Origin of the sequence: Reyranella sp. (genome assembly GCF_965229815.1) — a bacterium.
Classification (GTDB): domain Bacteria; phylum Pseudomonadota; class Alphaproteobacteria; order Reyranellales; family Reyranellaceae; genus Reyranella.
Genome location: NZ_CBDDJN010000002.1, coordinates 1,859,448 through 1,882,987 on the forward strand (window position 1 = coordinate 1,859,448; position 23,540 = coordinate 1,882,987).

At 70.6% G+C, this 23,540-nt stretch carries 23 protein-coding genes; 11 read left to right on the top strand and 12 right to left on the bottom strand.

Going from position 1 to position 23,540, the window contains the following annotated elements; genetic code table 11:
- Positions 1-368 precede the first annotated feature (368 nt).
- From ileS to ACO073_RS09380, 7 genes are all read left to right on the top strand, one after another.
- Positions 369-3,167, top strand: a complete 2,799-nt coding sequence (gene ileS / locus ACO073_RS09350; protein ID WP_421997416.1) for an isoleucine--tRNA ligase — start codon at positions 369-371, stop codon at positions 3,165-3,167.
- A 196-nt stretch (positions 3,168-3,363) separates the two neighbouring features.
- A complete protein-coding gene (lspA, locus tag ACO073_RS09355; RefSeq protein ID WP_421996942.1) occupies positions 3,364-3,846 on the top strand; it encodes a signal peptidase II in 483 nt (160 codons plus the stop codon).
- Between the two features lie 46 nt (positions 3,847-3,892).
- A complete protein-coding gene (locus ACO073_RS09360) occupies positions 3,893-4,474 on the top strand; it encodes a DUF3035 domain-containing protein (protein WP_421996943.1) in 582 nt (193 codons plus the stop codon).
- Between the two features lie 14 nt (positions 4,475-4,488).
- Entirely contained in the window at positions 4,489-5,850 is a 1,362-nt protein-coding gene (locus tag ACO073_RS09365; RefSeq protein ID WP_421996944.1) for a M16 family metallopeptidase, read from the top strand.
- Positions 5,847-7,172, top strand: a complete 1,326-nt coding sequence (locus tag ACO073_RS09370; protein ID WP_421996945.1) for a M16 family metallopeptidase — start codon at positions 5,847-5,849, stop codon at positions 7,170-7,172. The genes ACO073_RS09365 and ACO073_RS09370 overlap by 4 nt, the downstream gene beginning before the upstream one ends.
- A gap of 83 nt (positions 7,173-7,255) precedes the next feature.
- Entirely contained in the window at positions 7,256-9,100 is a 1,845-nt protein-coding gene (gene mutL / locus ACO073_RS09375; protein WP_421996946.1) for a DNA mismatch repair endonuclease MutL, read from the top strand.
- A complete protein-coding gene (locus ACO073_RS09380; protein ID WP_421996947.1) occupies positions 9,097-9,555 on the top strand; it encodes a hypothetical protein in 459 nt (152 codons plus the stop codon). The genes mutL and ACO073_RS09380 overlap by 4 nt, the downstream gene beginning before the upstream one ends.
- Here the strand turns inward: ACO073_RS09380 and ACO073_RS09385 are convergent.
- The 7 genes from ACO073_RS09385 to ACO073_RS09415 form a co-directional block, all read right to left on the bottom strand.
- Positions 9,545-10,255, bottom strand: coding sequence for a class I SAM-dependent methyltransferase (locus tag ACO073_RS09385; RefSeq protein WP_421996949.1), 711 nt, complete (start codon positions 10,253-10,255; stop codon positions 9,545-9,547). The two genes, ACO073_RS09380 and ACO073_RS09385, sit on opposite strands and share 11 nt — an antisense overlap.
- Before the next feature lie 130 nt (positions 10,256-10,385).
- Positions 10,386-10,994, bottom strand: coding sequence for a histidine phosphatase family protein (locus ACO073_RS09390; protein WP_421996950.1), 609 nt, complete (start codon positions 10,992-10,994; stop codon positions 10,386-10,388).
- A complete protein-coding gene (gene rsmD / locus ACO073_RS09395) occupies positions 10,991-11,557 on the bottom strand; it encodes a 16S rRNA (guanine(966)-N(2))-methyltransferase RsmD (protein WP_421996951.1) in 567 nt (188 codons plus the stop codon). Before rsmD ends, ACO073_RS09390 begins: the two co-directional genes overlap by 4 nt.
- Positions 11,557-12,378, bottom strand: coding sequence for a pseudouridine synthase (locus tag ACO073_RS09400; protein WP_421996953.1), 822 nt, complete (start codon positions 12,376-12,378; stop codon positions 11,557-11,559). Before ACO073_RS09400 ends, rsmD begins: the two co-directional genes overlap by 1 nt.
- Positions 12,375-13,091, bottom strand: a complete 717-nt coding sequence (locus tag ACO073_RS09405) for a gamma-glutamyl-gamma-aminobutyrate hydrolase family protein (protein ID WP_421996954.1) — start codon at positions 13,089-13,091, stop codon at positions 12,375-12,377. Before ACO073_RS09405 ends, ACO073_RS09400 begins: the two co-directional genes overlap by 4 nt.
- Positions 13,092-13,221: 130 nt before the next feature.
- Complete coding sequence (locus ACO073_RS09410) at positions 13,222-14,484, bottom strand: acyl-CoA dehydrogenase family protein (RefSeq protein WP_421996956.1); 1,263 nt, start codon at positions 14,482-14,484, stop codon at positions 13,222-13,224.
- A 12-nt stretch (positions 14,485-14,496) separates the two neighbouring features.
- On the bottom strand, positions 14,497-15,624 hold the full coding sequence (locus tag ACO073_RS09415; RefSeq protein ID WP_421996957.1) for an acyl-CoA dehydrogenase family protein: 1,128 nt from the start codon (positions 15,622-15,624) through the stop codon (positions 14,497-14,499).
- Positions 15,625-15,693: 69 nt separating this feature from the next.
- Here ACO073_RS09415 and ACO073_RS09420 point away from each other — a divergent pair, with 69 nt between their 5' ends.
- The gene (locus tag ACO073_RS09420; RefSeq protein WP_421996958.1) at positions 15,694-16,125 is read left to right on the top strand and encodes a nucleoside deaminase; all 432 of its coding nucleotides are present in this window, start codon (positions 15,694-15,696) and stop codon (positions 16,123-16,125) included.
- Here ACO073_RS09420 and queG read toward each other — a convergent pair.
- Both queG and queF read right to left on the bottom strand, forming a co-directional pair.
- On the bottom strand, positions 16,096-17,280 hold the full coding sequence (gene queG / locus ACO073_RS09425; RefSeq protein WP_421996960.1) for a tRNA epoxyqueuosine(34) reductase QueG: 1,185 nt from the start codon (positions 17,278-17,280) through the stop codon (positions 16,096-16,098). The two genes, ACO073_RS09420 and queG, sit on opposite strands and share 30 nt — an antisense overlap.
- 12 nt (positions 17,281-17,292) lie before the next feature.
- Positions 17,293-17,751, bottom strand: coding sequence for a preQ(1) synthase (gene queF, locus ACO073_RS09430; protein ID WP_421996961.1), 459 nt, complete (start codon positions 17,749-17,751; stop codon positions 17,293-17,295).
- Positions 17,752-17,779: 28 nt separating this feature from the next.
- On the opposite strand from queF, the gene ACO073_RS09435 reads away from it, so the two are divergent.
- Positions 17,780-18,964: an FAD-dependent oxidoreductase gene (locus tag ACO073_RS09435; protein WP_421996962.1), complete on the top strand. Its 1,185-nt coding sequence runs from the start codon at positions 17,780-17,782 to the stop codon at positions 18,962-18,964.
- A gap of 45 nt (positions 18,965-19,009) precedes the next feature.
- Positions 19,010-20,581 carry an ABC transporter substrate-binding protein gene (locus ACO073_RS09440; RefSeq protein ID WP_421996963.1) on the top strand — a complete coding sequence of 524 codons (1,572 nt, stop codon included), beginning with the start codon at positions 19,010-19,012 and terminating at the stop codon, positions 20,579-20,581.
- Between the two features lie 264 nt (positions 20,582-20,845).
- Here the strand turns inward: ACO073_RS09440 and ACO073_RS09445 are convergent, their stop codons facing one another.
- The gene (locus ACO073_RS09445) at positions 20,846-21,661 is read right to left on the bottom strand and encodes an N-acyl homoserine lactonase family protein (RefSeq protein ID WP_421996965.1); all 816 of its coding nucleotides are present in this window, start codon (positions 21,659-21,661) and stop codon (positions 20,846-20,848) included.
- 168 nt (positions 21,662-21,829) lie between these two features.
- On the opposite strand from ACO073_RS09445, the gene ACO073_RS09450 reads away from it, so the two are divergent.
- Positions 21,830-22,096: a hypothetical protein gene (locus tag ACO073_RS09450; protein WP_421996966.1), complete on the top strand. Its 267-nt coding sequence runs from the start codon at positions 21,830-21,832 to the stop codon at positions 22,094-22,096.
- A gap of 126 nt (positions 22,097-22,222) precedes the next feature.
- On the opposite strand, the gene ACO073_RS09455 is transcribed toward ACO073_RS09450, so the two are convergent.
- A complete protein-coding gene (locus ACO073_RS09455) occupies positions 22,223-22,909 on the bottom strand; it encodes an aspartate/glutamate racemase family protein (protein WP_421996967.1) in 687 nt (228 codons plus the stop codon).
- Positions 22,906-23,538, bottom strand: a complete 633-nt coding sequence (locus tag ACO073_RS09460) for a glutathione S-transferase family protein (protein ID WP_421996968.1) — start codon at positions 23,536-23,538, stop codon at positions 22,906-22,908. The genes ACO073_RS09455 and ACO073_RS09460 overlap by 4 nt, the downstream gene beginning before the upstream one ends.
- Positions 23,539-23,540: the final 2 nt, after the last annotated feature.

Here is a 23,540-nt window from a genome sequence, read left to right on the forward strand (position 1 = left end):
TGGGGGCTTCCCGTCCTCTATATGGACCCCCCTTCCGGAGCCCAAAAAGTCCCGTTTGCGAAATTGGCGTCGGCGTCCCGGGCACGCCTTCTTGCTCCGATTGAATACTCGAGTTATGATGGGCGGGCGCCGTTTTCGCGGGCTGCCATCTCCTTGACCCCCCGGACCCCCATCCCTAGATTGCGCGCCCTATGCCTACCAGGGTCCTTCGGGAGCGAATTATCCGCCCGGTCCGCTGACCGCGGCCGGGTCATCCTGCCTGTTCGCGGCTGCCGTCCGGGCGGCCGCCGTCGCTCCTCCCTGAATCCGGGTTTCTCGTGACAACCGATTACAAATCCAGCGTTTTCCTGCCCAAGACCGACTTCCCGATGCGCGGCGGCCTGCCCAAGAAGGAGCCGGAGCTCCTGAAGCGGTGGGCCGACATGAAGCTGTTCGACCGGCTGCGCAGCGAGAGCCGGGGCCGGCCCAAGTTCGTGCTCCACGACGGGCCTCCGTACGCCAACGGCCACCTTCATATCGGCCATGCGCTCAACAAGATCCTGAAGGACCTGATCACCCGCAGCCAGCAGATGCTGGGCAAGGACAGCCACTACGTGCCGGGCTGGGACTGCCATGGTCTGCCGATCGAGTGGAAGATCGAGGAAGAGTACCGGGCCAAGAAGCAGGACAAGGACCAGGTGCCGATCGGCGAGTTCCGCCGCCAGTGCCGGGCCTTCGCCGACCACTGGATCACGGTCCAGCGCGAGGAGTTCAAGCGGCTGGGCGTCGAGGGCGACTGGGACCACTACTACTCGACCATGGCCTACGAATCCGAGGCCGTGATCGTGGGCGAGCTCGGCAAGTTCCTGATGAACGGCGGCCTCTACAAGGGCTCCAAGGCCGTGCTGTGGAGCGTGGTCGAGAAGACGGCGCTGGCCGAGGCCGAGATCGAGTATCACGACCATACGTCGGACACGGTCATGGTGCGCTTCCCGATCCTGTCGTCGAAGGACGGCAAGCTCGACGGCGCGGCCGTGGTCATCTGGACGACGACGCCGTGGACCATCCCGGGCAACCGGGCGCTCGCCTTCGGTCCCGACATCGCCTACGCGCTGGTCGAGGTCGCGGCGGCGGGCGAGGGCAGCCGCGCCCGCGTCGGCGAGAAGATGGTGCTGGCGCGCGACCTGGTGGAAGCGGTCGCCGCCGAGGCGCAGTTCACGCCGAAGGTCCTGGCCGAGCTCGGCGCCGCCGACCTCGAGGGGCTGGTGGCCGCCCATCCGCTGCGCGGCCAGGGCTACGAGTTCGACGTCCGCCTGCTCCCGGGCGACTTCGTCACCGCCGACGCCGGTACCGGCTTCGTGCACATCGCGCCGGGCCACGGCGCCGACGACTACGAGCTCGGCGTCGCCAACGGCGTCGAGGTGCCCGACACGGTGGCCGAGGACGGCAGCTACTACGGCCACGTGCCGCTGTTCGCCGGCCTGCAGGTCTACACGTCGGTCGGCAAGAAGGGCCCGGCCAACAAGGCCGTCGCGGAGGCGCTCGACAAGGCGGGCAAGCTCGTCGCCTCGGGCCGCATCACCCATTCCTATCCGCATTCCTGGCGGTCGAAGGCGCCGGTCATCTTCCGCAACGCGCCGCAGTGGTTCATCGCCATGGACAAGCCGATCGCCGAGATCGGCGGCACCCTGCGCCAGAAGGCGCTCGATGCGATCGACGCCACGCGCTTCGTGCCGCGCGCCGGCTACAACCGCCTGCGCAGCATGATCGAGCAGCGGCCCGACTGGTGCGTGTCGCGCCAGCGCGCCTGGGGCGTGCCGATCGCGGTGTTCGTCGACAAGAAGACCGGCGAGCCGCTGCGCGATCCGGAGGTCATGACGCGCGTCGTCGAGGCCTTCCGCAGCGAAGGCGCCGACGTCTGGTTCGAGAGCCCGCCCGAGCGCTTCCTCGGCAACAAGTACAAGGCCGAGGACTTCGAGCAGGTGAAGGACATCCTCGACGTCTGGTTCGACTCGGGCTCGACGCACGTCTTCACGCTCGAGGGCAATCCCGAGCTCAAGTGGCCGGCCGACCTCTATCTCGAAGGCTCGGACCAGCATCGCGGCTGGTTCCATTCCTCGCTGCTCGAGAGCTGCGGCACGCGCGGCCGCGCGCCCTACGACGGCGTGCTGACGCACGGCTTCACGCTCGACGAGCAGGGCCGCAAGATGTCGAAGTCGCTGGGCAACATCACGGCGCCGCAGACGGTGTGCGACCAGTACGGTGCCGACATCCTGCGCCTGTGGGTGGTCGGCACCGACTACACCGAGGACCAGCGCATCGGGCCGGAGATCCTGAAGCACCAGGCCGAGGCCTATCGCCGGCTGCGCAACACGCTGCGCTACCTGCTGGGCAGCCTCGATGGCTTCTCGGCGGCGGAGCGTGTGCCGGCGGCCGACATGCCGGAGCTCGACCGCTGGGTGCTGCATCGCCTGGCCGAGCTCGATGCCCTGTTCCGGCCGGCGGTCGACGATTTCGACTTCCACCGGATCGCGACCGAGCTGCACAATTTCTGCGCCGTCGACCTCTCGGCCTTCTACTTCGACATCCGCAAGGACGCGATCTACTGCGACGCGCCGGGCACGCTTCGGCGGCGGGCGGCGCGCACGGTGATGGCCGAGCTGTTCTCGTTCCTCACCGCCTGGCTGGCGCCGATCACCTGCTTCACCGCCGAGGAGGCCTGGCTCGCCCGTCCGAACGACATGCCGGACGGTGCTGTCGAGAGCGTTCACCTGCGCGTCTATCCGGCCGTTCCGGCGGCATGGCTCGACCCCGCGCTGGGCGAGAAGTGGAAGACGGTGCGCGCGCTGCGGCGGGTGGTCACGGGCGCGCTCGAGCTGGAGCGCGCCGAGAAGCGCATCGGCTCCAGCCTGCAGGCGGCGCCCCGCGTCCATGTGGCGCCGGAATACCTGAAGGCCCTCGACGGGCTCGACCTGACGGAGATCGCCATCACCTCGGGCAGTACGCTGGTCGAGGGCCCGGCGCCGGCCGGCGCCTTCACGCTGCCCGACGTCGCCGGCGTCGCGGTCGAGCCGCTGCCCGCGGCCGGCGTCAAGTGCGCGCGCTGCTGGCAGGTGCTGGAGGAGGTCGGCAAGTCGCCGGCCCATCCGCTGCTCTGCGTGCGCTGCGAGGACGCGGTGACGGCATGATCAAGACTTCTCGACATGCATTTCCTCCCCACGCCTCGCGTGGGGCTTGGCGCTTTTGGCCGCAAGGCGGCCAAAACGCCTGGTCCGCGCAGCGGACGGAGGGGGCATGCGCCGCGGCGACGCCCTGCCCCCTGACCCCACCGTCGCCGTATGACGGCGACACCTCCCCAACTTCGTTGGGGAGGAGCATCCGGTCATGAGACCCATCGACCGCCAGGCCATGATCCTCGTGCTCCTCACGGTCCTGGCCGACCAGATCTCGAAGCAGCTCCTGCTCACCCATCTCCTGGAGGTGGGCAAGGTGGTCCCGGTGATCGACGGCTTCTTCCGTCTGGTCATCGTGTGGAATCGCGGTGTCAGTTTCGGTCTGCTGGGTGGCGACACGCCCCTGCCGCCCTGGTTCCTGTCGGCCGTGGCGATCGCCGTCTGCATCGGCCTCTTCCTGTGGCTGCGACGAACCGACCACCGCCTCACCGGCTGGGGCATCGGCCTTGTCATGGGGGGCGCCATCGGTAATGTTATCGACCGCGCCCGCTGGGGAGCGGTTTTCGACTTCGCCGATTTCCACATTGGCCACTGGCATTGGCCGGCGTTCAACGTTGCCGATTCGGCGATCGTTGTCGGCGTCGGGCTGATGCTCATCGATTCCCTCGTCGGTGACAAACAACGCGCGCCCTGATGCGGCCACGATCGGGGAACACAAGCAGAGCCTTAAGGACGAACGAATGAAGCGGACGATCCTGACCCCCGTAGCCCTCCTGGCCCTCGGCACCCTCGCCCTGGGCGGCTGCAGCGCCTTCGAGAATCTCGGCGGCGGCAAGAAGGTCTCGCCGGACGAGTTCAAGATCGTCTCCTATTCGCCGCTGACCATGCCGCCCAACGCCGAGCTCCGCCCGCCGCGGCCCGGCGCGCCGCGACCGCAGGAAGTCACGCCGGCCGACCAGGCCAAGGAAGCCCTGTCGCCCGCGCTGGCCGGACGGCCGCAGCGCAACGCGGTGTTCACGGGCACGTCCAAGGCGGTGCCGACCAGCTCCGAGCAGGCGCTCGTGCAGCGCGCCGGCGGCAGCAACATCGACCCGGAGATCCGCAGCCGCGTCAACCAGGACACCAAGACCATCAACGACAGCGACAAGTCGTTCATCGACGGCCTGATCTTCTGGCAGGACACGCCGCCGAGCGGCGTGGTGCTCGATCCGACCAAGGAGCAGCAGCGCATCCGCGACGCCCAGGCCTCGGGTCAGCCTGCGACGGGCGCGACGCCGACGATCACGCGGCGCCAGCGCGGCCTGCTCGAAGGCATCTTCTGAGGCCGCGGATCCTGTTGGGCCGCCGGGGCCTGCTCGGCGGCCTCGGCGCGGCGGGCGTGCTGGCGGCTCCCTTCGCGGCGCGCGCCAAGCTCTATTCCGTCGAGCGGCGCCGGTCGTTCAGCTTCACGCTGGCCAACGGGTTGCAGGTCGTGGTCCTGCCGTCGAGCCGCGCGCCGATCGTCAACCAGCTCCTGGTCTACAAGGTCGGCGGCGCCGACGAGGTCTGGGGCAAGACCGGCATCGCGCACTTCCTCGAGCACATGATGTTCAAGGGCACCGCGTCGGTGGGCCCGACGGAGTTCTCGCGCATCGTCTCGCGCAACGGAGGCCGCGACAACGCCTACACGGGCTTCGACACGACCGGCTACTACCAGATCGTCTCGCCCGACCGGCTCGAGATGGTCATGCGCATGGAAGCCGATCGCATGGCCCATCTGCGCATCACCGAGAAGGAGCTGATCCCCGAGCGCGAGGTGGTCCTCGAGGAGCGCCGGATGCGCATCGAGAACTCGCCCGGCGCGATGCTGAGCGAGTCGGTGCAGGAGCAGCTCTACGGCCGGCGCAAGCCCTACGGCATGCCGATCAGCGGCTATCCGGCCGACGTGAGGAAGCTCGGCGTCGGCGACCTGCAGGCCTTCTATGCGAAGTGGTACGCGCCCAACAATGCGGTCCTGATCGTGGCCGGCGACACGACGCCCGAGCAGGTGCGCAAGCTCGCGGAGAAGCACTACGGACCGATCGCGAGGCGCAAGGTCGAGGCACGGCGTCGTCCGGCCGAGGGCGCGCCCGACCTGCCGCAGCGCGTGACGCGCGCCGATGCCCGCGTCGCCGAGCCGCGCTGGTCGCGCTACTACCTCGCGCCCTCCTACCACAAGGGCGAGACGCGCCACGCCTACGCGCTCCAGGTGCTGTCGCGCCTGCTGGGCGGCGGCGAGACCAGCCGCCTGTGGAAGAGCCTGGTCGACGAGCGCAAGCTCGCTCTGTCGGCCTGGGCCGGCTACAGCGCGGCCAGCCTCGGCCTCAGCCAGTTCGACATCGGGGTCCATCCGGCGGCCGACACGCCGATGGCCGCCATCGAGACCGCGGTCGGCGAGATCCTGGCCCGACTGCTCGACGAGGGCGTCACGGCGGCTGAGGTCGAGCGCACCCAGAACCAGCTGCTGGCCGGCGCCATCTATGCCCAGGATTCGCTCCAGAACGGCCCGCGGCTCTACGGCGGCGTGCTGGGGATCGGCGGCACCATCGCCGACATCGACGCCTGGCCCGAGCGCATCGCCGCGGTGACGCCGGTCGAGGTCGTCGCGGCGGCGCGCCATGTCTGGCGCGACGGCGGCATGGTCACCGGGCTCCTGACGCCGCAGACGGGCGTGCGATGAGGCGGACGCTGGGGCTGCTGGTCGCGCTGGTCGCCGCCTGCCTGTGCCTGCCGGCCGCCGCCGGCGCCGTCGACATCCAGACCGTCACGACGCCGCTCGGCCTCAAGGCCTGGCTGGTGCGCGACAAGAGCGCGCCGGCGCTGGCGCTGTCCTTCTCCTTCGAGGGCGGCACGGCCTCCGATCCGGCGGGCCAGTCCGGCGTCACCGAGCTGATGGCGGCGCTGCTGACCGATGGCGCGGGAGCGCTGCCCGGCCCGGCCTTTCGCCAGCGCCAGGAGGATGCCGCCGTGTCGCTGGGCTTCAACGCCTCGCTCGACCGGCTGGGCGGCGGACTGCGCACCCTGTCGGCCAACCGCGAGGAGGGGTTCGAGCTCCTGCGCATGGCCCTGACCGAGCCCCGCTTCGACGCCGACATGATCGACCAGCGGCGCAACCAGACGATCGCGAGCCTCAACCAGGCCAAGCAGCGGCCCAATTCGGTGGCGGCCCGCACGCTGATGGAGACCGAGTTCGCGGGCCATCCCTATGCCGCCGATCCCAGCGGCACGCCCGACGATCTGCGCGCGCTCACACGGGAGAAGATCCGCCAGCGCGCCGCGGCGCTGCTGCTGCGCAACAGCCTGACGATCGCGGCGGTCGGCGACATCGAGCCCGACGAACTGGCGCGTCTGCTCGACCGCGCCTTCGGCGCGCTGCCGGTCGGCACGCCCCCGCCGCTGCCGCCGCAATGGACCCCGCCGGCGAAGTCGCGCACCGTCGTCGTCGAGCGGCCGGTGCCGCAGAGCACGGCGTTGCTGGCGCTGCCCGGCGTGGCGCGCGACGATCCCGACTGGTACGCCGCGCTCGCCATGAACCACATCCTCGGCGGCGGCGGCCAGCAGTCGCGGCTGTTCCACGAGGTGCGCGAGCGGCGCGGCCTGGCCTACGGCGTCTCGTCCAGCCTGCGCACCTACCGGCGGGCCTCCCTCCTGGTCATCTCGACGGCCAGCGCCAACGAGCGCATCGCCGAGTCGATCCGCGTGGTGCGCGCGGAGCTGGCGCGGCTGCGCGCCGAGGGGCCGACCGAGCAGGAGCTCGCGGACGCCAAGACCTATCTCACCGGGGCGCTGGCGCTGGCGCTCGATTCCTCGGGAGCGATCGCGGGCCTGCTGCATTCCATGCAGGTCGACAAGCTGCAGCCCGACCACCTGACGCGCCGGGCCGCGCTCATCGCCGCGGTGAAGATCGAGGATGTCCGCCGTCTCGCCCGCCGCCTGCTGGCCGACGATTCCATCACCACCGTGGTGGTCGGCAAGCCGGTCGGCATCGTCTCCTCGCCCTGACCGCTCCGGCCCGTGACCGCGCCCGTCCCTCAACCGGCCGCCGGTATCTTTCCGCAAGGCCCCGGACGTAGAGTGGGGACGCCATGAGCGTCCGCACCGCACCGGCCCTTCGCCGCCTGCCCTCGACCCTGGTCAACCGCATCGCCGCCGGCGAGGTGGTCGAGCGGCCGGCGAGCGCGGCCAAGGAGCTGGTCGAGAACGCGATCGACGCCGGCGCGCGGCGCATCGCGGTGTCCCTCAAGGAAGGCGGCCGCACCTTCATCTCCGTGGTCGACGACGGCGTCGGCATGACGCGCGAGGAGCTGGCGCTCGCCGTCGAGCGTCACTGCACCTCCAAGCTGCCCGACGACGATCTCGACGATATCCGCACGCTGGGCTTCCGCGGCGAGGCGCTGCCCTCGATCGCCTCGGTCAGCCGCTTCACCATCACCTCGCGCCCCCGCCCGGACAGGCCCGGCGCCGACAGCGCCTGGAGCCTCGAGATCGACGGCGGCGCCAAGGGCGAGCCGCGGCCCGCCGCCCATCCCGAGGGCACGCGCGTCGAGGTCCGCGACCTCTTCTTCGCCACGCCGGCGCGGCTGAAGTTCCTCAAAGAGCCGCGCACCGAGGCCTCGCACGTGGCCGACGCGCTGCGGCGGCTCGCCATGGCCCATCCCGCGGTGGCCTTCCGCCTCGACAGCGAGGGGCGCACCCTGATCGACCTCGCGGCGGCGGCACCCTCGATGCTCGATGCGCCCGATGCCGCGCGCCTGCAGCGGCTGGCCGCCGTGATGGGCCGCGAGTTCGCCGACAATGCGCTCGCCATCGACGCCAACCGCGAGGGCTTCCGCCTCACCGGCTTCGTCGGCCTGCCGACGCTCAACCGGCCGACCTCGCAGCACCAGTACCTGTTCGTCAACGGCCGGCCGGTGCGCGACAAGCTGCTGGTCGGCGCGGTGCGCGGCGCCTACCAGGACTTCCTGGCGCGCGACCGCCATCCGATGGTGGCGCTGTTCCTCGAGGCGCCGCCGGCGCTGGTCGACGTCAACGTCCATCCCGCCAAGACCGAGGTCCGCTTCCGCGACGCCGGCATCGTGCGCGGCCTGATCGTGGGCGCGCTGCGCACCGCGCTGGCGGCGGCCGGCCATCGCGCCAGCACGACCGTGGCGGACGCGGCCCTGGGCGCGCTGCGGCCGCACACCGGCTTCGCCACGGCCCTGCCGCTCGGCCGCGGCGGAAACGGCGGCGCCTATGTGCCCGCGATGCCGCGCGGCCTGGCCGAGGCGGCGGCGCAGTTCATGGCGCCCTTCGCCGCTCCGTCGGCGCGGGTCGAGGCCCCGGCCGAATCCGCCGACGGCGCGGCGCCGCACTATCCGCTGGGCGTCGCCCGCGCGCAGCTGCACGAGACCTACATCGTCGCCCAGACCGATCAGGGCGTCGTGATCGTCGACCAGCATGCCGCGCACGAGCGGCTGACCCACGAGCGGCTGAAGGGGCAGCTCGAGGCCGATGGCGTGAAGCGCCAGGCGCTACTGCTGCCGGAGGTCGTCGAGGTCGGCGAGGACGGCGCGCGGCGGCTCACCCAGCGCGCCGCCGAGCTCGGCGAGATGGGGCTGGTGGTGGAGCCGTTCGGCCTCGGCGCCGTCGTCGTGCGCGAGACGCCCGCCGTGCTGGGCGAGGTCGATGTGCAGGGCCTGGTCCGCGATCTCGCCGACGAGCTGGCCGAGATGGGCGACCACCTGTCGCTCAAGGAGAAGATCGAGGAGGTCTGCGGCACGCTCGCCTGCCACACCTCGGTGCGCGCGGGACGGCGGCTCACCGTCGAGGAGATGAACGCCCTCCTGCGGCAGATGGAGGCGACGCCGCATTCGGGCCAGTGCAATCACGGCCGCCCGACCTATGTCGAACTCAAGCTGGCCGACATCGAGCGGCTGTTCGGAAGACGATGAAGCAGATCCTGGCGTTCCTGTTCCTGCTGGCCGGCGCGGCCTCGGCGACCGCGCAGACGCGCGCGCCGGCGCCCCAGCCCGCCGCCGCCGAGCCGGTGCCGACCTCGACGCTCGACGGCAACTGGCGCGGCCAGAGCGACGGCGGCTCGTGCAAGGCGCCGCTCGACTACGTGATCCGGATCGAGAACGGCTTCGTCGACGGCTCGGCCTACGACACGACGGCGCACGGTCCGGTGCCCAACCTCAAGAAGGCGCCGGCACCGGCGCCGACGCCGAGCCTGTGGCAGATCCACGGCGTGGCGCGCGACAACGCGCCGTTCAACCTGATCGCCGTCGCGTCGGTGAAGACCGACGATCGCCGCTCGGGCAAGCTCACGGCGCGGCGCGAGGGCGACAGCCTGGTGATCAGCGAGGCCGGCGGCTGCCGCCGCACGGTGCGCCTGGTCAGGGGCTGACCCGCCGGCGCGCCCGGAGCGCCAGCAGCACGCCCGAGCCGGCGCGCCGGGCGAACTTGGGGATGGCCGCGATCGTCGCGGCATCGGCCCGCATCGTGTCGAAGACCGGCGCTTCGAAGCCCGCTGCCGCCAGCGCCGCCGTGAACTCATCCTCGTCATGGACGTGGCTCGGCAGCGCGTAGGTCACGCCGTCGCGCGCGAAGTGGCCGCCGAGATCGCTCGCCAGCATGTCCGGATGGATCTCGGCCACGAACAGCAGGCCGCCCGGCCGCAGATGCTGCGCGACGCGCGCGATCACGGGCGCGACCCGCGTCTCGTGCTCGAGCACCAGGGTGATGACGGCGAGATCGGCGTCCGTCGGCACCGCCGACCAGTCGCCGTCGAGCGGGGCCTGCACCAGCCGCGCGCGGCCGGCCGCGACCGCAGGCGCGAGGCGCGCGGTCGCGCGGGCCAGCATCTCCGGCGAGCCGTCGAGGCCGGCCGCGAAGGCCGCGCCCTGCGCGAGCGCGCGCGCCAGCACGCGGCCGGTGCCGCAGCCCATGTCGAGCACGCGCGCGCCCGCAAAGGGCAGGGGGTGGAGGTCGAGATGGCGCTCGGCCGCGGCGATCATCGGATTGTCCTGGGCGTCGTAGCCCTCGGCCCAGGCGGCATAGCCCTGGCGGACATCGGTGTCGATGGGCTGGCGGGTCGGTGTCGTCATGACGGTCTTCTCCTGTCGGCGGCCTGACCCGGCCGCATGAGGAGCACTGATTTGGCGCCGGCCCGAGGCCGACGGTCCGCCAGACGCGGGCGATGTAGCAGCGCCGTCGCGCGGGCACAAGCCGGACCGTTCAGCCGGCCGCGATGCGCTCCTCGCGCCCGGCCAGCAGGCGGAAGAAGGCGTCCTGCGGCTTCTCCAGGACGAACATCGCCCGCGCATCGAGGCCGAGATTGAGGCCGCGCAGCACGGCGCCGCTGACGCCGTGGCCTACGACCACCGTACGCGTGCGCGAAGCGGCGATCTCGGCCAGCACCGCTGCCGAGCGTTCGCGCAGCTGGCTGTGCGTCTCGCCGCCGGGCGGGCAGTAGCCGTGCGGATCGGCGCGCCAGTCGCTGAGCGCCGTGGGATGCGTCAGCTCGATCTCCTTCCAGCTGAAGCCTTCCCAGTCGCCGTAGCCCAGCTCGGCCAGCCGCGCATCGTCGCGCCATTCGGCCGGATCGAGGCCGAGGACGCGGCCGACGATCTCGGAGGTCTCGCGCACGCGGCCGAGCGGGCTGCGCAGGAAAACGGTGGGGCCGGGATCGCGCGCCAGCTCGGCGGCCAGCGTGCGGCCCATCGCCAGCGCCTGGGCGCGGCCGCGCTCGGTGAGGGCCGAGTCCTTGGTGCCCTGCATGCGGCGCTCGGTGTTCCACGCCGTCTCGCCGTGGCGCAGCATGTAGAGCGGCGCGACGAGGGTCATGACCGCCGGAGGATCACGATCTTGGCCGCGCCGTAGCGCCGCTCGTCGACGGCGGTGAAGCCGGCGGGAGGTGCTAGGTCCTCGTTGTGGGCAAGCTCGACCGTGGCGATGGCGCCGGGCGCCAGCCAGCCGGCGGCCGCCAGTGCCTCGAGCGCCGGCCCGGCCTGGCCCGACCGGTAGGGCGGGTCGAGGAAGGCGAGGTCGCAGCCGGTGCGGGCGAGGGGCGGGTGCGTCGCGTCGGCGCGCACGACCTTGGCGGCGCCCGTCTCGCCGAGCTTGCGGAGGTTCTCGCCGATCAGCCGCACCGCCGTGGCATCGGTGTCGAGGAAGGTCGCGTGGGCGGCGCCGCGCGACAGCGCCTCCAGCCCCAGCGCGCCCGAGCCGGCGAAGGCGTCGAGCACGCGCGCCTCGACCAGCGGCGAGGTGCCGTCGTCGCGCCAGCCGGCATGCGCCAAGATGTTGAACAGCGCCTCGCGCGCCCGGCTGGCGGTCGGTCGCGTCGCCTGGCCTTCGGGTGCGGCGATGGTGCGGCCGCGATGCCGGCCGCCGACGATCTTCAGCATCAGGGACGCCGCGGCCGCGGTTTCGCGGCGGGCCTTGCGTGCGGCCGGGCCTGTGGCCTGGCTTGCGGCCGCGGCTTGGCCCAGCCGGCCTTGCGCGGCGGCGGCTTCAGGCCCAGCGCGTTGTCGAGCGCCTGGGCCGGCACTTCCTCGACCGTGCCGCGCTCCAGCTCGCCGAGATGGAACGGGCCGAAGCCGACACGGATCAAGCGCATCACCGGCAGGTCGAGATGGGCGAGCACGCGCCGCACCTCGCGGTTCTTGCCCTCGGTCAGCGCGACCTCCAGCCAGGCGTTGGTGCGCTGCTGGCGCTCCAGCCGCGCCTGGATGGCGCCGTAGCGCACGCCCTCGATGGTGATGCCGTCGGCCAGCGCCATCAGCCGCTCCTCGTCGACAAGGCCGTGCACCCGCGCGCGGTAGCGGCGAATCCAGCCATTGGCCGGCAGTTCGAGGCGGCGCGCCAGGCCGCCGTCGTTGGTCAGCAGCAGCAGCCCTTCCGACATGAAGTCGAGACGGCCGACCGTGACCACGCGCGGCATGTTCCTGGGCAGGGCGTCGAAGATGGTCGGCCGGCCCTGCGGGTCGCGTGCCGTCACCATCTCGCCCGGCGGCTTGTGGTAGCGCCAGAGGCGCGCCCGCTCGGCGTCGGGCAGGGGCTTGCCGTCGACCTCGATGCGGCTCTGTCCCGTGACCGTGAAGGCCGGCGTGTCGAGCACCTGTCCGTCGACCTTGACGCGGCCGGCGGCGATCCAGCGCTCGGCGTCGCGGCGCGAGCAGAGGCCGGCCCGCGCCAGCCTCTTGGCGATGCGTTCGGGTTCGCTCACGGGGCCGCTGCCGCTCCCAGGAAGGCGCGGAAGAGCCTCGCGTCGCCCTCGGAGATCAGGAACTCGGGATGCCACTGCACGCCGATGCAGAAGCGGTAGCGCGGCGCCTCGATCCCTTCGATGACGCCGTCCGGCGCGGTGGCGTTCACGACCACCCCGTCGGGCGCGTCGGCGGCGGCTTGGTGATGGGCGCTGTTCACCGCCAGCTCGTCGGCGCCGACGATGCCGTGGAGCTGGGTGCCGCGCGCCACCGTGACGATATGCCCGGGCTCGTCGCGCGGGTTCGGCTGCTCGTGGGCCAGCGCCGCGGCGACGGCGTCGGGGATGTGCTGGATCAGCGTGCCGCCCAGCACGACGTGCAGGAGCTGCTGGCCGCCGCAGATGCCCAGCACCGGCTTGTTGCGGTCGAGCGCGCCGCGGGTGACGGCGAACTCGAAGGCGGTGCGCCGGTCCTTGGTGACCACGGTCGCGTGCGCGGGCCCGCCGCCATAGTAGGCGGGGTCGACGTCGAAGGCGCCGCCGGTCACGACCAGCGCGTTGATGCGCTCGAGATAGTCGCCGACGCGGTCGGGCTCGTGCGGCAGGGCCACCGCCAGCCCACCCGCCGCGTCGATGGCATCGAGATAGTTCTGGCGCAGCGCATACCAGGGAAATTTCGAGTAACCGCCGGGCTTTTCAGCATCCAGGGTCACGCCGATCAGGGGGCGGGGCATACGCTCAAGATATCACATTTTGAGTCGTCCTGAGCGCAGCCGAAGGGCCTGCCCTGAGCGCAGCCGAAGGGACCTCATCGCCGCCTGCCACCGGCATGAAATCCTTCGCTCCGCTCAGGATGACAGTGGGTTACGACGAGGCGGCGATGTTCCTCGGCACGTCCTTGAACGGCTTGGCGGTGTCGACGCTGGGCTCCTTGGGCATCTTGAGGACGCGCTCGGAGATGATGTTGCGCTGGATCTCGTCGGTGCCGCCGGCGATCGAGGTGGCGGGAACGGAGACCAGGATCTCGGCGATCACGCCGCCCATCGGGCTGTCCTCGCCGGTCAGCAGGGCATCGGCGCCCGACAGGTAGGTGTGGACGCGGGCCGCCTGGCGCGCGACGTGGCTCGACACGAGCTTGCCGAGCGAGCCCTCGGGGCCCTGCGGCTTGCCCTGCTCCTGGGCCGCCCGCGCGCGGCGCGCCGTCCATTCGGCGGCCTTGGACATGATCAGGAGCTTCGCGATCTCCTGGCGGATCACCGGATCCTTGATCCTGCCGGTCTCCGTGGCGCGCTGCATCACCAAGTCGACGCGTCCGGCGCGCTGCGGATACCACTTGTAGGGCTCCATGGTGGAGGCGATCTCCGCCTTCTCCTCCTCGTAGATGCGGCCCTGGCGGTTGGAGGCCTGCGCCCAGCTCCTGAGCCCGTCGGCGCCGCGCCGCTCGTGCATCAGGGTGGTCGTGGCGACGGTCCAGCCGTCGCCCACGTCGCAGACCATCATCTCGGGTTCGACCATGGCGTCGGTCATGAACACCTGGTTGAACGAGGCATGCCCGTTCATCTGCTTCAGCGGATGGACCTGCACGCCGGGCTGCTTCATGTCGAGGATGAAGTAGGCGAGGCCCTTGTGCTTGGGCACGTCCCAGTTGGCGCGCGCCAGCAGCAGGCCCCAGTGCGCCTTGTGGGCGCTGGTGGTCCAGACCTTCTGGCCGTTGATCACCCACTTGTTGCCCTTGCGGTCTGCGCGCGTCACGGCGCCCGCCATGTCCGAGCCGCTGCCCGGTTCGCTGAAGAGCTGGCACCACGTGTCCTCGCCGGTGAGGATGCGGCGCAGGAACTTCTCCTTGTGGAGGTCGGTGCCGTGATCGAGGATCGTCGCGGCGGCCAGGGTGCGGATGCCCGCCTTGGCGACGCCGACCGCGCCGATGCGCGCGAACTCCTCCTCGACGATGGCGTTGAACTTCACCGGCAGGCCGCGGCCGTACCATTCCCTGGGATAGTGCGGCGCGCCCCAGCCCGATTCGATCAGCTTGGTGCGCCATTCCACCAGCCCGTAGTCCGGGTTCCAGTTGGCTTCCAGCCAGGCCCGCACTTCCTCGCGGACGGAGCTTTCGGTCGGTTCGCTCATGGTCCGTCCCCCTCAGTGCTTCCAGTGCTGCATCATCGCTTCGCGATGCTGGTTGGCGTCGCCGAACAGCACCTCCGAGCTCTTGGCGCGCTTGAACCAGAGATGCGTGTCGTTGTCCCAGGTGAAGCCGATGCCGCCGTGCATCTGCACCGCGTGGATCGCGGTCTGCAGATAGGCCTCGGCGGCGCAGGCCTTGGCCAGCGAGGCGATCGCCGGCAGGTCGTCGTCGCCCTCGTCGAGTGCCGCGGCAGCATAGTAGGCCGCCGACTTGGCGAGCTCGACGTCGACCAGCATGTCGGCTGCCTTGTTCTTGGTGGTCTGGAACGAGGCGATCGAGCGACCGAACTGCATGCGCATCTTGGTGTAGGCGAGCGCGTCCTCGCGCAGCCGCTCGGCGCCGCCGACCATCTCGTTGGCCAGCAGTACGGCCGCCTGGTGCACGGTGAGGGCGAGTGCCGCGGCCGCCCCTTCAGCCTCGCCGAGGCACTTGGCCTCGACCGAGTTGAGGCCGACGCGGGCAAGCTTGCGCGTCTCGTCCATGGTCTTCAGGCGTCGCCGCTCCAGTCCCGGTGAATCGCCCTCGACGACGAAGAAGGACAGGCCGTCCTCGCCCTGCGAGCCCGGCCGGCGGGCGACGACGACGATCAGGTCCGCGGTGTGGCCGTCGAGCACGAAGCTCTTGGTGCCCTCGAGGCGCCAAGTGGCGCCCGATGGCGTCGCCGTCGCGGCCACGCCGCCGGCATCGTTGCGGCCGTCGTCCTCCGACAGGGCGAACGTCACCGTCCGGTCGCCGGCGGCGATGGCCGGCAGCAGCGCCTTCTTCTGCTCCTCGCTGCCGGCATTCAGAATCGCGAGCGAGCCCAGCACGGTCGACAGGAAGGGTGCGCAGAGCAGGCCGCGGCCCATCTCCTCGAGCACGATCGCGACATCGGCCAGGCCGAAACCGCCGCCGCCATAGGCTTCGGGAATGTGGATCGCCGTCAGTCCCAGCTCCTGGTTCAGCTTGCGCCAGGCGTCGCGCTCGAACCCCGCCTCGGTCGCCATCAGGCGGCGCACCTCCTTGGTCGGCGAGCGGGCCTCGAGCGCCCGCCGCAGACTGGTGCGAAACTCCTCCTGCTCCGGCGTGAAGCTGAAGCGCATGATCGACTCCTCCCGAACCGTTCTTCGGCTATTTTCCCCGTTATGACCGGCCCCACAAGAGCGTCCCCCATGGAGCGCGCACTTCGCGAAGCACGCGCAGCCGCAGAGCGGGGCGAGGTGCCGATCGGCGCCGTGATCGTCGGTGCCGATGGCGCCCTCCTGGCAGCGGCAGGCAACCGGACCGAGGAGACGAACGATCCCACGGCCCATGCCGAGATGCTGGCGATCCGCGCGGCGGCGACGGCGCTCGGCGCGCCGCGGCTGGTCGGCTGCGATCTCTACGTGACGCTCGAGCCCTGCCCGATGTGCGCCCAGGCGATCTCCTTCGCCCGAATCCGCCGGCTCTACTGGGGCGCTGCCGATCCCAAGGGCGGCGGCATCGAGCACGGTCCGCGCATCTTCGACCAGCCGACCTGCCATCACCGGCCGGAACTCTATCCCGGGCTCGGCGAGAGCGAGGCGGCCGCGCTGCTACGCGACTTCTTCCGCGAGCGCCGCTGACCATTCGGCGTGCACGTCCGGATGCTCGTCGCGGATGGCCCCGCGACGCCGGGCGAATTCCTGGGGCGCCAGGCGTGACAGCGCCCAGACCGCGGCGCCGCGCACCAGGGGCGAGGGATCGCCGAGCAGACGCTCGATTGCCGGGAGCGCCGCCGCCCGCCGGGCGCTGTTGCCGAGCGCATAGGCGACGTTGCGCAGGAAGCGGTCGCGGCCGATGCGCTTGACGGCGGTGCCGGCGAAGCGTCGGCGGAAGCCCGCCTCGTCGAGCGTGGCCAGCTCGGCCAGCAGCGGTGCGTCGAGCGCGGGCCGCGGCATCAGCGCCGTCTCGCGCGCCCGCTGCGCGAACTTGTTCCAGGGGCAGACGGCCAGGCAGTCGTCGCAGCCGTAGATGCGGTTGCCGAGCAGGGGGCGCAGATCGCGGTCGACCGGGCCTTCATGCTCGATGGTGAGATAGGAGATGCAGCGCCGGGCCTCGAGGCGATAGGGCGCCGGGAAGGCCGCGGTGGGGCAGACGTCGAGGCAGGCGCGGCACTGGCCGCAATGGTCGGCCTCGGCCTCGTCGGCCGGCAGCTCGACCGACAGCAGGATCTCGCCCAGGAACAGCCACGAGCCGAATCGGCGAGAGACCAGGTTGGTGTGCTTGCCCTGCCAGCCCTGGCCGGCGGCCTGGGCGGCCGGCTTCTCCATCAGCGGCGCGGTGTCGACGAAGACCTTGAGGTCGTGCCGCCAGGTGTCCCAGATGAAGCGGCCCAGCGCCTTCAGCTTGCTCTTCATCACGTCGTGGTAGTCGCGGCCCTGGGCGTAGACCGAGATGGCCGCGCGGTCGTCGTGCCCGAGGGCGGCCATCGGATCGACCGCCGGCCCATAGTTGAGCGCCAGCGAGACGACCGTCCGGGCCTCGCGCCACAGCGTCTGCGGATCGGCGCGTTCGTCGGCGCGTTCGCCCAGCCAGCCCATGTCGCCCTGCCAGCCGGCGGCGAGGAAATCGCCCAGCCGCTGCAGACGCTCGCGCCGCGCCTCGGGAGCGAGCGCCGCCGGCGCGAAGCCCACGGCATCGAAGCCGAGCCGCAGCGCTTCGTCGCGAATCGCCTGCCGCAGCGCCGCCGGCGTCGCCGGTCGCGGCGGCCGCTTGGGCACGGGGGGCAGGCGCGTCATGGCGTCGTCGGCCTATCCGCGGCCCCGGTAGGGTGCGACCCCGGGATCGGGCAGCCAGAGACCCCGCGGCGGCTGGCCGGTCTGCCAGAAGACGTCGATCGGCATGCCACCGCGCGGATACCAGTAGCCGCCGATCCTGAGCCATCGCGGCGCCAGCTCCTTCGCCAGCCGCATCCCGATGGCCAGCGTGCAGGCCTCGTGGAAGTCGGCGTGGTTGCGGAAGCTGCCGAGGTAGAGCTTCAGCGACTTGCTCTCGACCAGTCTGGCTCGCGGCGCATAGTCGATCACCAGGTGCGCGAAGTCGGGCTGGCCGGTGACCGGACAGAGGGTGGTGAACTCGGGCGCCGTGAAGCGCACGAGATAGAGCGCGCGGGGCTGCGGGCTGGGCACGGTCTCGAGGACGGCCTTCGCCGGCGAGTCCGGCAGCGGCGCCGGCTTTCCGAGCTGACCGAGCTTTGGGTATTTAGTCATGTAACCATCATATGCTAAGCGGGCTGTCATGACCCACCGCGTTGCCATCGTGGGCGCGGGCCCGTCGGGTTTCTACGCTGCCGACGGCATGTTGCGTGCGCGCCCGGACCTGCATATCGACATCATCGACCGGCTGCCGACGCCGTACGGCCTGGTGCGCGCCGGCGTGGCGCCCGATCACCAGGGCACCAAGGCGATCGTCCGCCAGTTCGAGCGCCTGCTCGCCCAGCCTGACGTCCGCTTCGCCGGCAATCTCGAGATCGGCCGCGACCTGACCTGGGACGAACTGAACGAGGCCTATGACGCCGTGATCGTCGCCACAGGCATGACGATCGACCGACGGCTCGGCATCCCCGGCGAGGACCTGCCCCATGTCTGGGGATCGTGGCGGTTCGTCGCCTGGCTGAACGGCCATCCCGACTTCCGCACCGGACCCGATCTGTCCGCCGTCAGGAGCGTCGCGGTGATCGGCAACGGCAACGTCGCGCTCGACGTCGCGCGGCTCCTGGCCAAGAGCCCAGAAGAGATGGCCAGGAGCGACATCGTGCCGGAGGCGGGAGCGGCCATCGCCGCCGCGCCGCTCACCGACATCTACGTCATCGGCCGGCGCGGCCCCGAGCATGCCTCCTTCACCAACAACGAGCTGGCCGAGATGGGCCGCCTGACGCGGGCCGTCGCGGTGACCGATGCGGCAGGGCTCGACGCCGCGCCACCGGCCAGCGATCCCACGCCGGAGCGGCTGCGCAAGGCCAAGAACCTCGACATCCTGAAAGGCTTCGCGGCCAACCAGGCCGGAGCCAAGCCTCTGACCGTGCATTTCCTGTTCGGCGCCGCGCCGGTGGCCATCCATGCCGCGGAGATCGAGCTGTCGACCGGCCGCCTGCCGGCCGACCTGGTGGTGACCTGCATCGGCTACGAGGGCCTGCCCTTTCCCCGGCGGGAGGACGTCTTCCCGGTCGGCTGGGCGCGGCGCGGACCGACCGGCACCATCCCAACCAATCGCGCCGAGAGCCATGCCGTCGCCCAGGAGGTGCTGGCGTTCCTCAAGGAGCGAGATCCCAAGAGCGGGCCTGACATCCTGCCGGCCGCCATCGACGCCGCGGGCTGGCATCGGATCGACAAGCAGGAGGTCGCCGCCGGCGCAGCCGCGGGACGTCCGCGCGTGAAATTGACGGATTGGCAAGCCCTATTGGATGTCGCGCAGGCCGACTGAGGGCCCTATTCTTGCATGATACCGGGGGGTCAATAGGGAGCTTTCATGTTGAAACTGGGACGTCGCCTCGTCGGCGCGCTGGCGGTCGCCGCCGCATTCGCCACGCCTGCCTATGCGCAGACCACGCTCAAGGTCGCGCTTCATTCCGATCTCAAGATCATCGATCCGATCTGGACCACGGCGCTGATCTCCACGCATCACGGCAACATGGTCTACGACACGCTGTTCGCCCTCGACGACAAGCTCGAGGTCAAGCCGCAGATGGTCGACAAGTGGGACGTCTCGCCGGACAAGCTCACCTGGACCTTCACGCTGCGTGACGGGCTGGAGTGGCACGACGGCAAGCCGGTGACGGCCGAGGACTGCGTCGCCTCGATCAGGCGCTGGGGCGCCAAGGATTCGATGGGCCAGAAGCTGATGGGCGTGGTCTCCGACCTGTCGGCGCCCGATGCCAAGACCATCAAGATGGTGCTGAAGCATCCTTACGGGCTTGTTCTGGAGTCGCTCGGCAAGTCGAGCTCCAACGTCCCCTTCATGATGCCCAAGTCGGTGGCCAGCACCGATCCCAACACGCAGATCACGGACGCCACGGGCTCGGGTCCCTTCATCTTCAAGAAGGACGAGTGGAAGGCGGGCGAGAAGGCGGTCTACGTCAAGAACCCGAAGTACAAGCCGCGGGCCGAGCCGCCCTCGGGCCTGGCCGGCGGCAAGGTGGCCAAGGTCGACCGCGTCGAGTGGATCACCATCCCCGACCAGCAGACCCAGGTGAACGCGCTGCTGAACGGCGAGGTCGACCTCGTCGAGATCGTGCCGCCGGACCTGCTGCCGCTGCTGGCCAAGGACAAGAACGTCAAGACCACCGTCGTCAACAAGGCCGGCCGCCAGTACGCGATGCGCTTCAACGTGCTCTTCAAGCCGTTCGACAACGCGAAGGTGCGGCAGGCGGTGCTCTACGCCCTGTCCCAGAAGGAGTTCCTCGAGGCCAACGTCGGCAACCCCGACTACTACAAGGAGTGCAAGTCGCTGTTCCCCTGCGGCTCGCCCCTCGAATCGACCAAGGGCTGGGAGGACAAGCTCTCGGGCAACGTCGCCAAGGCCAAGCAACTCCTGGCCGAGGCGGGCTACGACGGCACGCCGATCGTGCTGATGCACCAGACCGACACGGCCGGGCACAACAACCTCGCCACTGTCGCCAAGCCGCAGCTCGAGCGGATCGGGCTGAAGATCGACCTGCAGCCGATGGACTGGCAGACGCTGGTCGCGCGGCGCTCCAAGAAGGATCCGCCGGACAAGGGCGGCTGGGGCGCCTTCTTCACCTCGTGGGGCGCCACCGACGTGCTGAACCCGGTGTCGGCGGCCTTCCTCAACGCCTCGTGCGAGAAGGCGACCTTCGGCTGGCCCTGCGACGCCGAGCTGGAGAAGCTGCGCGACGCCTATGCCGCCGAATCCGATCCGGCGAAGCAGAAGGAGATCGCCGAGAAGGTGCAGCTGCGCGTGCTCGAATATCCGACGCACGTGCCGCTCGGCCAGTTCACGACGCCGACCGCGATCCGCGCCAACGTCAACGGCCTGCTGCACACGCCGTCGCTGGCGCTGTGGAACGTCGAGAAGAAATGACGGCCTCGCCGTCCTGAACGCACGCTGTCATCCCGAGCGCCAGCGAGGGACCTTTCTGTTGCCGAAGGGTCCCTCGCTGCGCTCGGGATGACAGGGGTTTCGTTGCCCTGCCATGTCTCCGGCCCGCTCATGAAGCTTGAGCGAGCCGGAGGCTCGCGGTCCCGAAGAAGGGTCCCTCGCTGCGCTCGGGATGACAGGAGTTTCGCTGCTGCGTCCCCCGCTGTCATCCCGAGCGAAGCGAGGGACCTTTAGCGTCCGCGAGACTCAATCCAGCCGGACGGCGATGCCCTTCAGGTCGTCGCGCGAGGGCGGGTATTTCTTCATGACCTCGGCGTCGTGGCCGGGCACGACCATGTCGACGCGGCCCTCGGCCAGCTTCAGCAGCCTGTCGTAGCCGGCCAGCATGTCGGCCACCGAGTAGACGATCGAGAACAGCTTGCGGTCGCGGATACCCCAATAGTAGTGGCTGGCGTCCGATGCCAGCACCAGCCAGCCGTTGCGCGTCATGACGCGCACGGACTGGATGCCCATCGTGTGGCCGCCGATCAGGTGCAGCGACAGGCCGGGCTGCAGCTCGTCGTCGCCGTCGTGGAAGACGACCCGCTCGCCGTAGACGGCGCGCACCAGGCCGACCACGTCCTCGACCTCGTAGGCATGGCGGAACGGGCCCTGGCACATGTGCCGGCCCGTGGCGAACTGCATCTCCTTGTCCTGCAGGTGGAAGCGCGCCCTGGGAAACTTGTCCCAGTTGCCGGCATGGTCGTAGTGCAGGTGGGTGATGACGACGTCCTCGACGGTCTTGGGATCGACGCCGAGATCGGCCAGCAGGTCGGCCGGGTTGCGCTTGACCTCGCGGCCGCGCTGCTGGCCGACCTGGGCGTTGAAGCCAGTGTCGATCACCACCGGCTTGCCGCCGATCGCCCGCTTGCCGGCCTCGTCCAGCGGGATCGCGACCCAGACGAAATAGTCCATCGGGAAGTCGGCATCGTGCGGATCGGGGTTGATCTGCACTTCCCAACCCTTGCGCGGCAGGTGGGCGTACTTGATCGCGTGCACTTCGTAGACCGGCGTCGAACGCATCTTTGTTTCCATCCCTTCGTGAGCCGAGGAAAGCGTAGCCTGCGGGCCGCCGGTGACGCTATAGTGCCGTCATGGCCCGCATGGACCTCCTGGTTCGGCGAATTAGCACCCCGGTTTGCGATGCAAACCGGCCGTTGCCGTTCGTCCGCCTTTTCCGGGAGTCCGTCCATGTCGTCCGTGCCCTCCGCCGTCCTCGCGCTTAGGCGCAATTCCTCCACCGTCCGCTACTGTTTCGAGGCCGATCCCGAGCCCGGCGTGCTGCCGCGCGCGCTCGAACTGCTGGCCAAGCGGGGGCTCGTCCCGGCGCGCGTCTTCGCCCAGGCCGACGAGGACCTGCTGTCGGTCGAGATCGAGGTCGAGGGGCTGGAGCCCGGCACCGCCGACCATGTCGGCCGCTGCCTCGGCGAGATCGTCGGCGTGCGGCAGACGTTCTGAGGGTGGGAGCGCATCGCGAGGGGTGGAGCTATTGGAGCGCGGACCTCCAGGTCCGCTCATGATCATGATGCGGACCTGGAGGTCCGCGCTCCCCATGAGGCGCCACAACGCGGCGTCCTCTCGGCACTACGCGGCCAGCCGCTCCACGATCGCGTCGATGTGCACGCGCGCGCAGTCGATGCAGGGGAAGCCTGCCGTCTCCTCGTCGAAGATGACCGCGAGGTCGGTGCCGGCCAGAAGGACGGCCTCGACACCGTCGCGGCGCTGCAGCTCGGCGGCGAGGCGGCGCAGGCCTTCGGTCTCGGCCGCATCGCCCTGCTGGGTGTCCAGCAAGCGCTGGTAGGCGCGGCCGACGAAGTCGATCTCGTCGGGGCGTGGCTTCACGATCTCGACCTGCGGCGCCGGGCCGGAGAGCTGGCCCCACAGGCTGCCCTGCATGGTGAAGGTGGTGCCGAACAGCGCGACGCGCCGGAGGTTCCTCCGCTTCACTTCGCCGCCGATCGCCTCGACGATGTCGATCAGCGGCAGGCTGATGCGCGGCCGAAGCTCGGCGATGCAGATGTGCGGCGTGACGGCCGGCAGCACGGCGGCCTCCGCGCCGGCGCGCTCCAGCCGCCCGATGAAGCCCGCGAGATACTCGGCCAGGGCCTCGAGCCGCCCGTCGCGCACGTACCCCTGGCCACGATCGACGTCGGCATGGACGATCGCGAGGTCGGGAACGACGCCGCGCGCCCGGCAGGCCGCCGTGATGCGCCGGTAGTAGTCGACCGTGGCGCCGACGCCGAGCCCGCCGACGATGCCGACGCAGCTCATGACGGGAAGTTGCGCTTCCAGACCTCGGCCAGTTCCGGGCGCTGGTCGGCGCGGCGGGCGATGGCGAACAGGCGCGGCGTCTCGGTCTCGAACCAGCCCCGCTTGGGCCGCCAGCGCGTCATGATGCCGATGTAGATGTCGAGGGCCGAGAAGCGCTCGCCCAGGAACCAGGGGCTGCCGGCCTCGCGCTCGATCTGGCGCCACAGGCGCTGGGCATAGGCGTCGGTGGCGGCGCGGAACGGATCGCGCGCGGCATTGACCGACACGAAGCGCGCCGGATCGTCGGCATAGGTGAAGGTCGGGTAGATGTTGGCGACGATGAACACCAGCCAGCGCAGGAACTTCGCCCGCTCCGGCGCTCCCGGCCGCGGCACCAGCGAGTCCGTTCCGCTGATGTCGGCCAGCAGCAGCGTGATGGCCGCGCTCTCGCTCATGATGCTGCCGTCGGGCATCACCAGGGTCGGCACCTGGGCCAGAGGATTGACCTTCTCGAGCTTGGACCGCGACTCGGGCTGGCGCAGCAGGTCGCCGACCGGCTCGAAGGCGTAGGGAAGGCCGTACCAGACGAGCTGGGCCTCGACGATGGTCGAGCCCCAGCCCTCGCGGCCCCACAGCGTGTAGCCGCTCATCG

Coding starts and splice junctions, on each gene's coding strand:
- ileS (WP_421997416.1), top strand. CDS start 369: ATGCGCGGCGGCCTGCCCAAGAAGGAGCCGGAGCTCCTGAAGCGGTGG.
- lspA (WP_421996942.1), top strand. CDS start 3,364: ATGAGACCCATCGACCGCCAGGCCATGATCCTCGTGCTCCTCACGGTC.
- ACO073_RS09360 (WP_421996943.1), top strand. CDS start 3,893: ATGAAGCGGACGATCCTGACCCCCGTAGCCCTCCTGGCCCTCGGCACC.
- ACO073_RS09370 (WP_421996945.1), top strand. CDS start 5,847: ATGAGGCGGACGCTGGGGCTGCTGGTCGCGCTGGTCGCCGCCTGCCTG.
- mutL (WP_421996946.1), top strand. CDS start 7,256: ATGAGCGTCCGCACCGCACCGGCCCTTCGCCGCCTGCCCTCGACCCTG.
- ACO073_RS09380 (WP_421996947.1), top strand. CDS start 9,097: ATGAAGCAGATCCTGGCGTTCCTGTTCCTGCTGGCCGGCGCGGCCTCG.
- ACO073_RS09385 (WP_421996949.1), bottom strand. CDS start 10,255: ATGACGACACCGACCCGCCAGCCCATCGACACCGATGTCCGCCAGGGC.
- ACO073_RS09390 (WP_421996950.1), bottom strand. CDS start 10,994: ATGACCCTCGTCGCGCCGCTCTACATGCTGCGCCACGGCGAGACGGCG.
- rsmD (WP_421996951.1), bottom strand. CDS start 11,557: ATGCTGAAGATCGTCGGCGGCCGGCATCGCGGCCGCACCATCGCCGCA.
- ACO073_RS09405 (WP_421996954.1), bottom strand. CDS start 13,091: ATGCCCCGCCCCCTGATCGGCGTGACCCTGGATGCTGAAAAGCCCGGC.
- ACO073_RS09410 (WP_421996956.1), bottom strand. CDS start 14,484: ATGAGCGAACCGACCGAAAGCTCCGTCCGCGAGGAAGTGCGGGCCTGG.
- ACO073_RS09415 (WP_421996957.1), bottom strand. CDS start 15,624: ATGCGCTTCAGCTTCACGCCGGAGCAGGAGGAGTTTCGCACCAGTCTG.
- ACO073_RS09420 (WP_421996958.1), top strand. CDS start 15,694: ATGGAGCGCGCACTTCGCGAAGCACGCGCAGCCGCAGAGCGGGGCGAG.
- queG (WP_421996960.1), bottom strand. CDS start 17,280: ATGACGCGCCTGCCCCCCGTGCCCAAGCGGCCGCCGCGACCGGCGACG.
- queF (WP_421996961.1), bottom strand. CDS start 17,751: ATGACTAAATACCCAAAGCTCGGTCAGCTCGGAAAGCCGGCGCCGCTG.
- ACO073_RS09435 (WP_421996962.1), top strand. CDS start 17,780: ATGACCCACCGCGTTGCCATCGTGGGCGCGGGCCCGTCGGGTTTCTAC.
- ACO073_RS09440 (WP_421996963.1), top strand. CDS start 19,010: ATGTTGAAACTGGGACGTCGCCTCGTCGGCGCGCTGGCGGTCGCCGCC.
- ACO073_RS09445 (WP_421996965.1), bottom strand. CDS start 21,661: ATGCGTTCGACGCCGGTCTACGAAGTGCACGCGATCAAGTACGCCCAC.
- ACO073_RS09450 (WP_421996966.1), top strand. CDS start 21,830: ATGTCGTCCGTGCCCTCCGCCGTCCTCGCGCTTAGGCGCAATTCCTCC.
- ACO073_RS09455 (WP_421996967.1), bottom strand. CDS start 22,909: ATGAGCTGCGTCGGCATCGTCGGCGGGCTCGGCGTCGGCGCCACGGTC.
- ACO073_RS09460 (WP_421996968.1), bottom strand. CDS start 23,538: ATGAGCGGCTACACGCTGTGGGGCCGCGAGGGCTGGGGCTCGACCATC.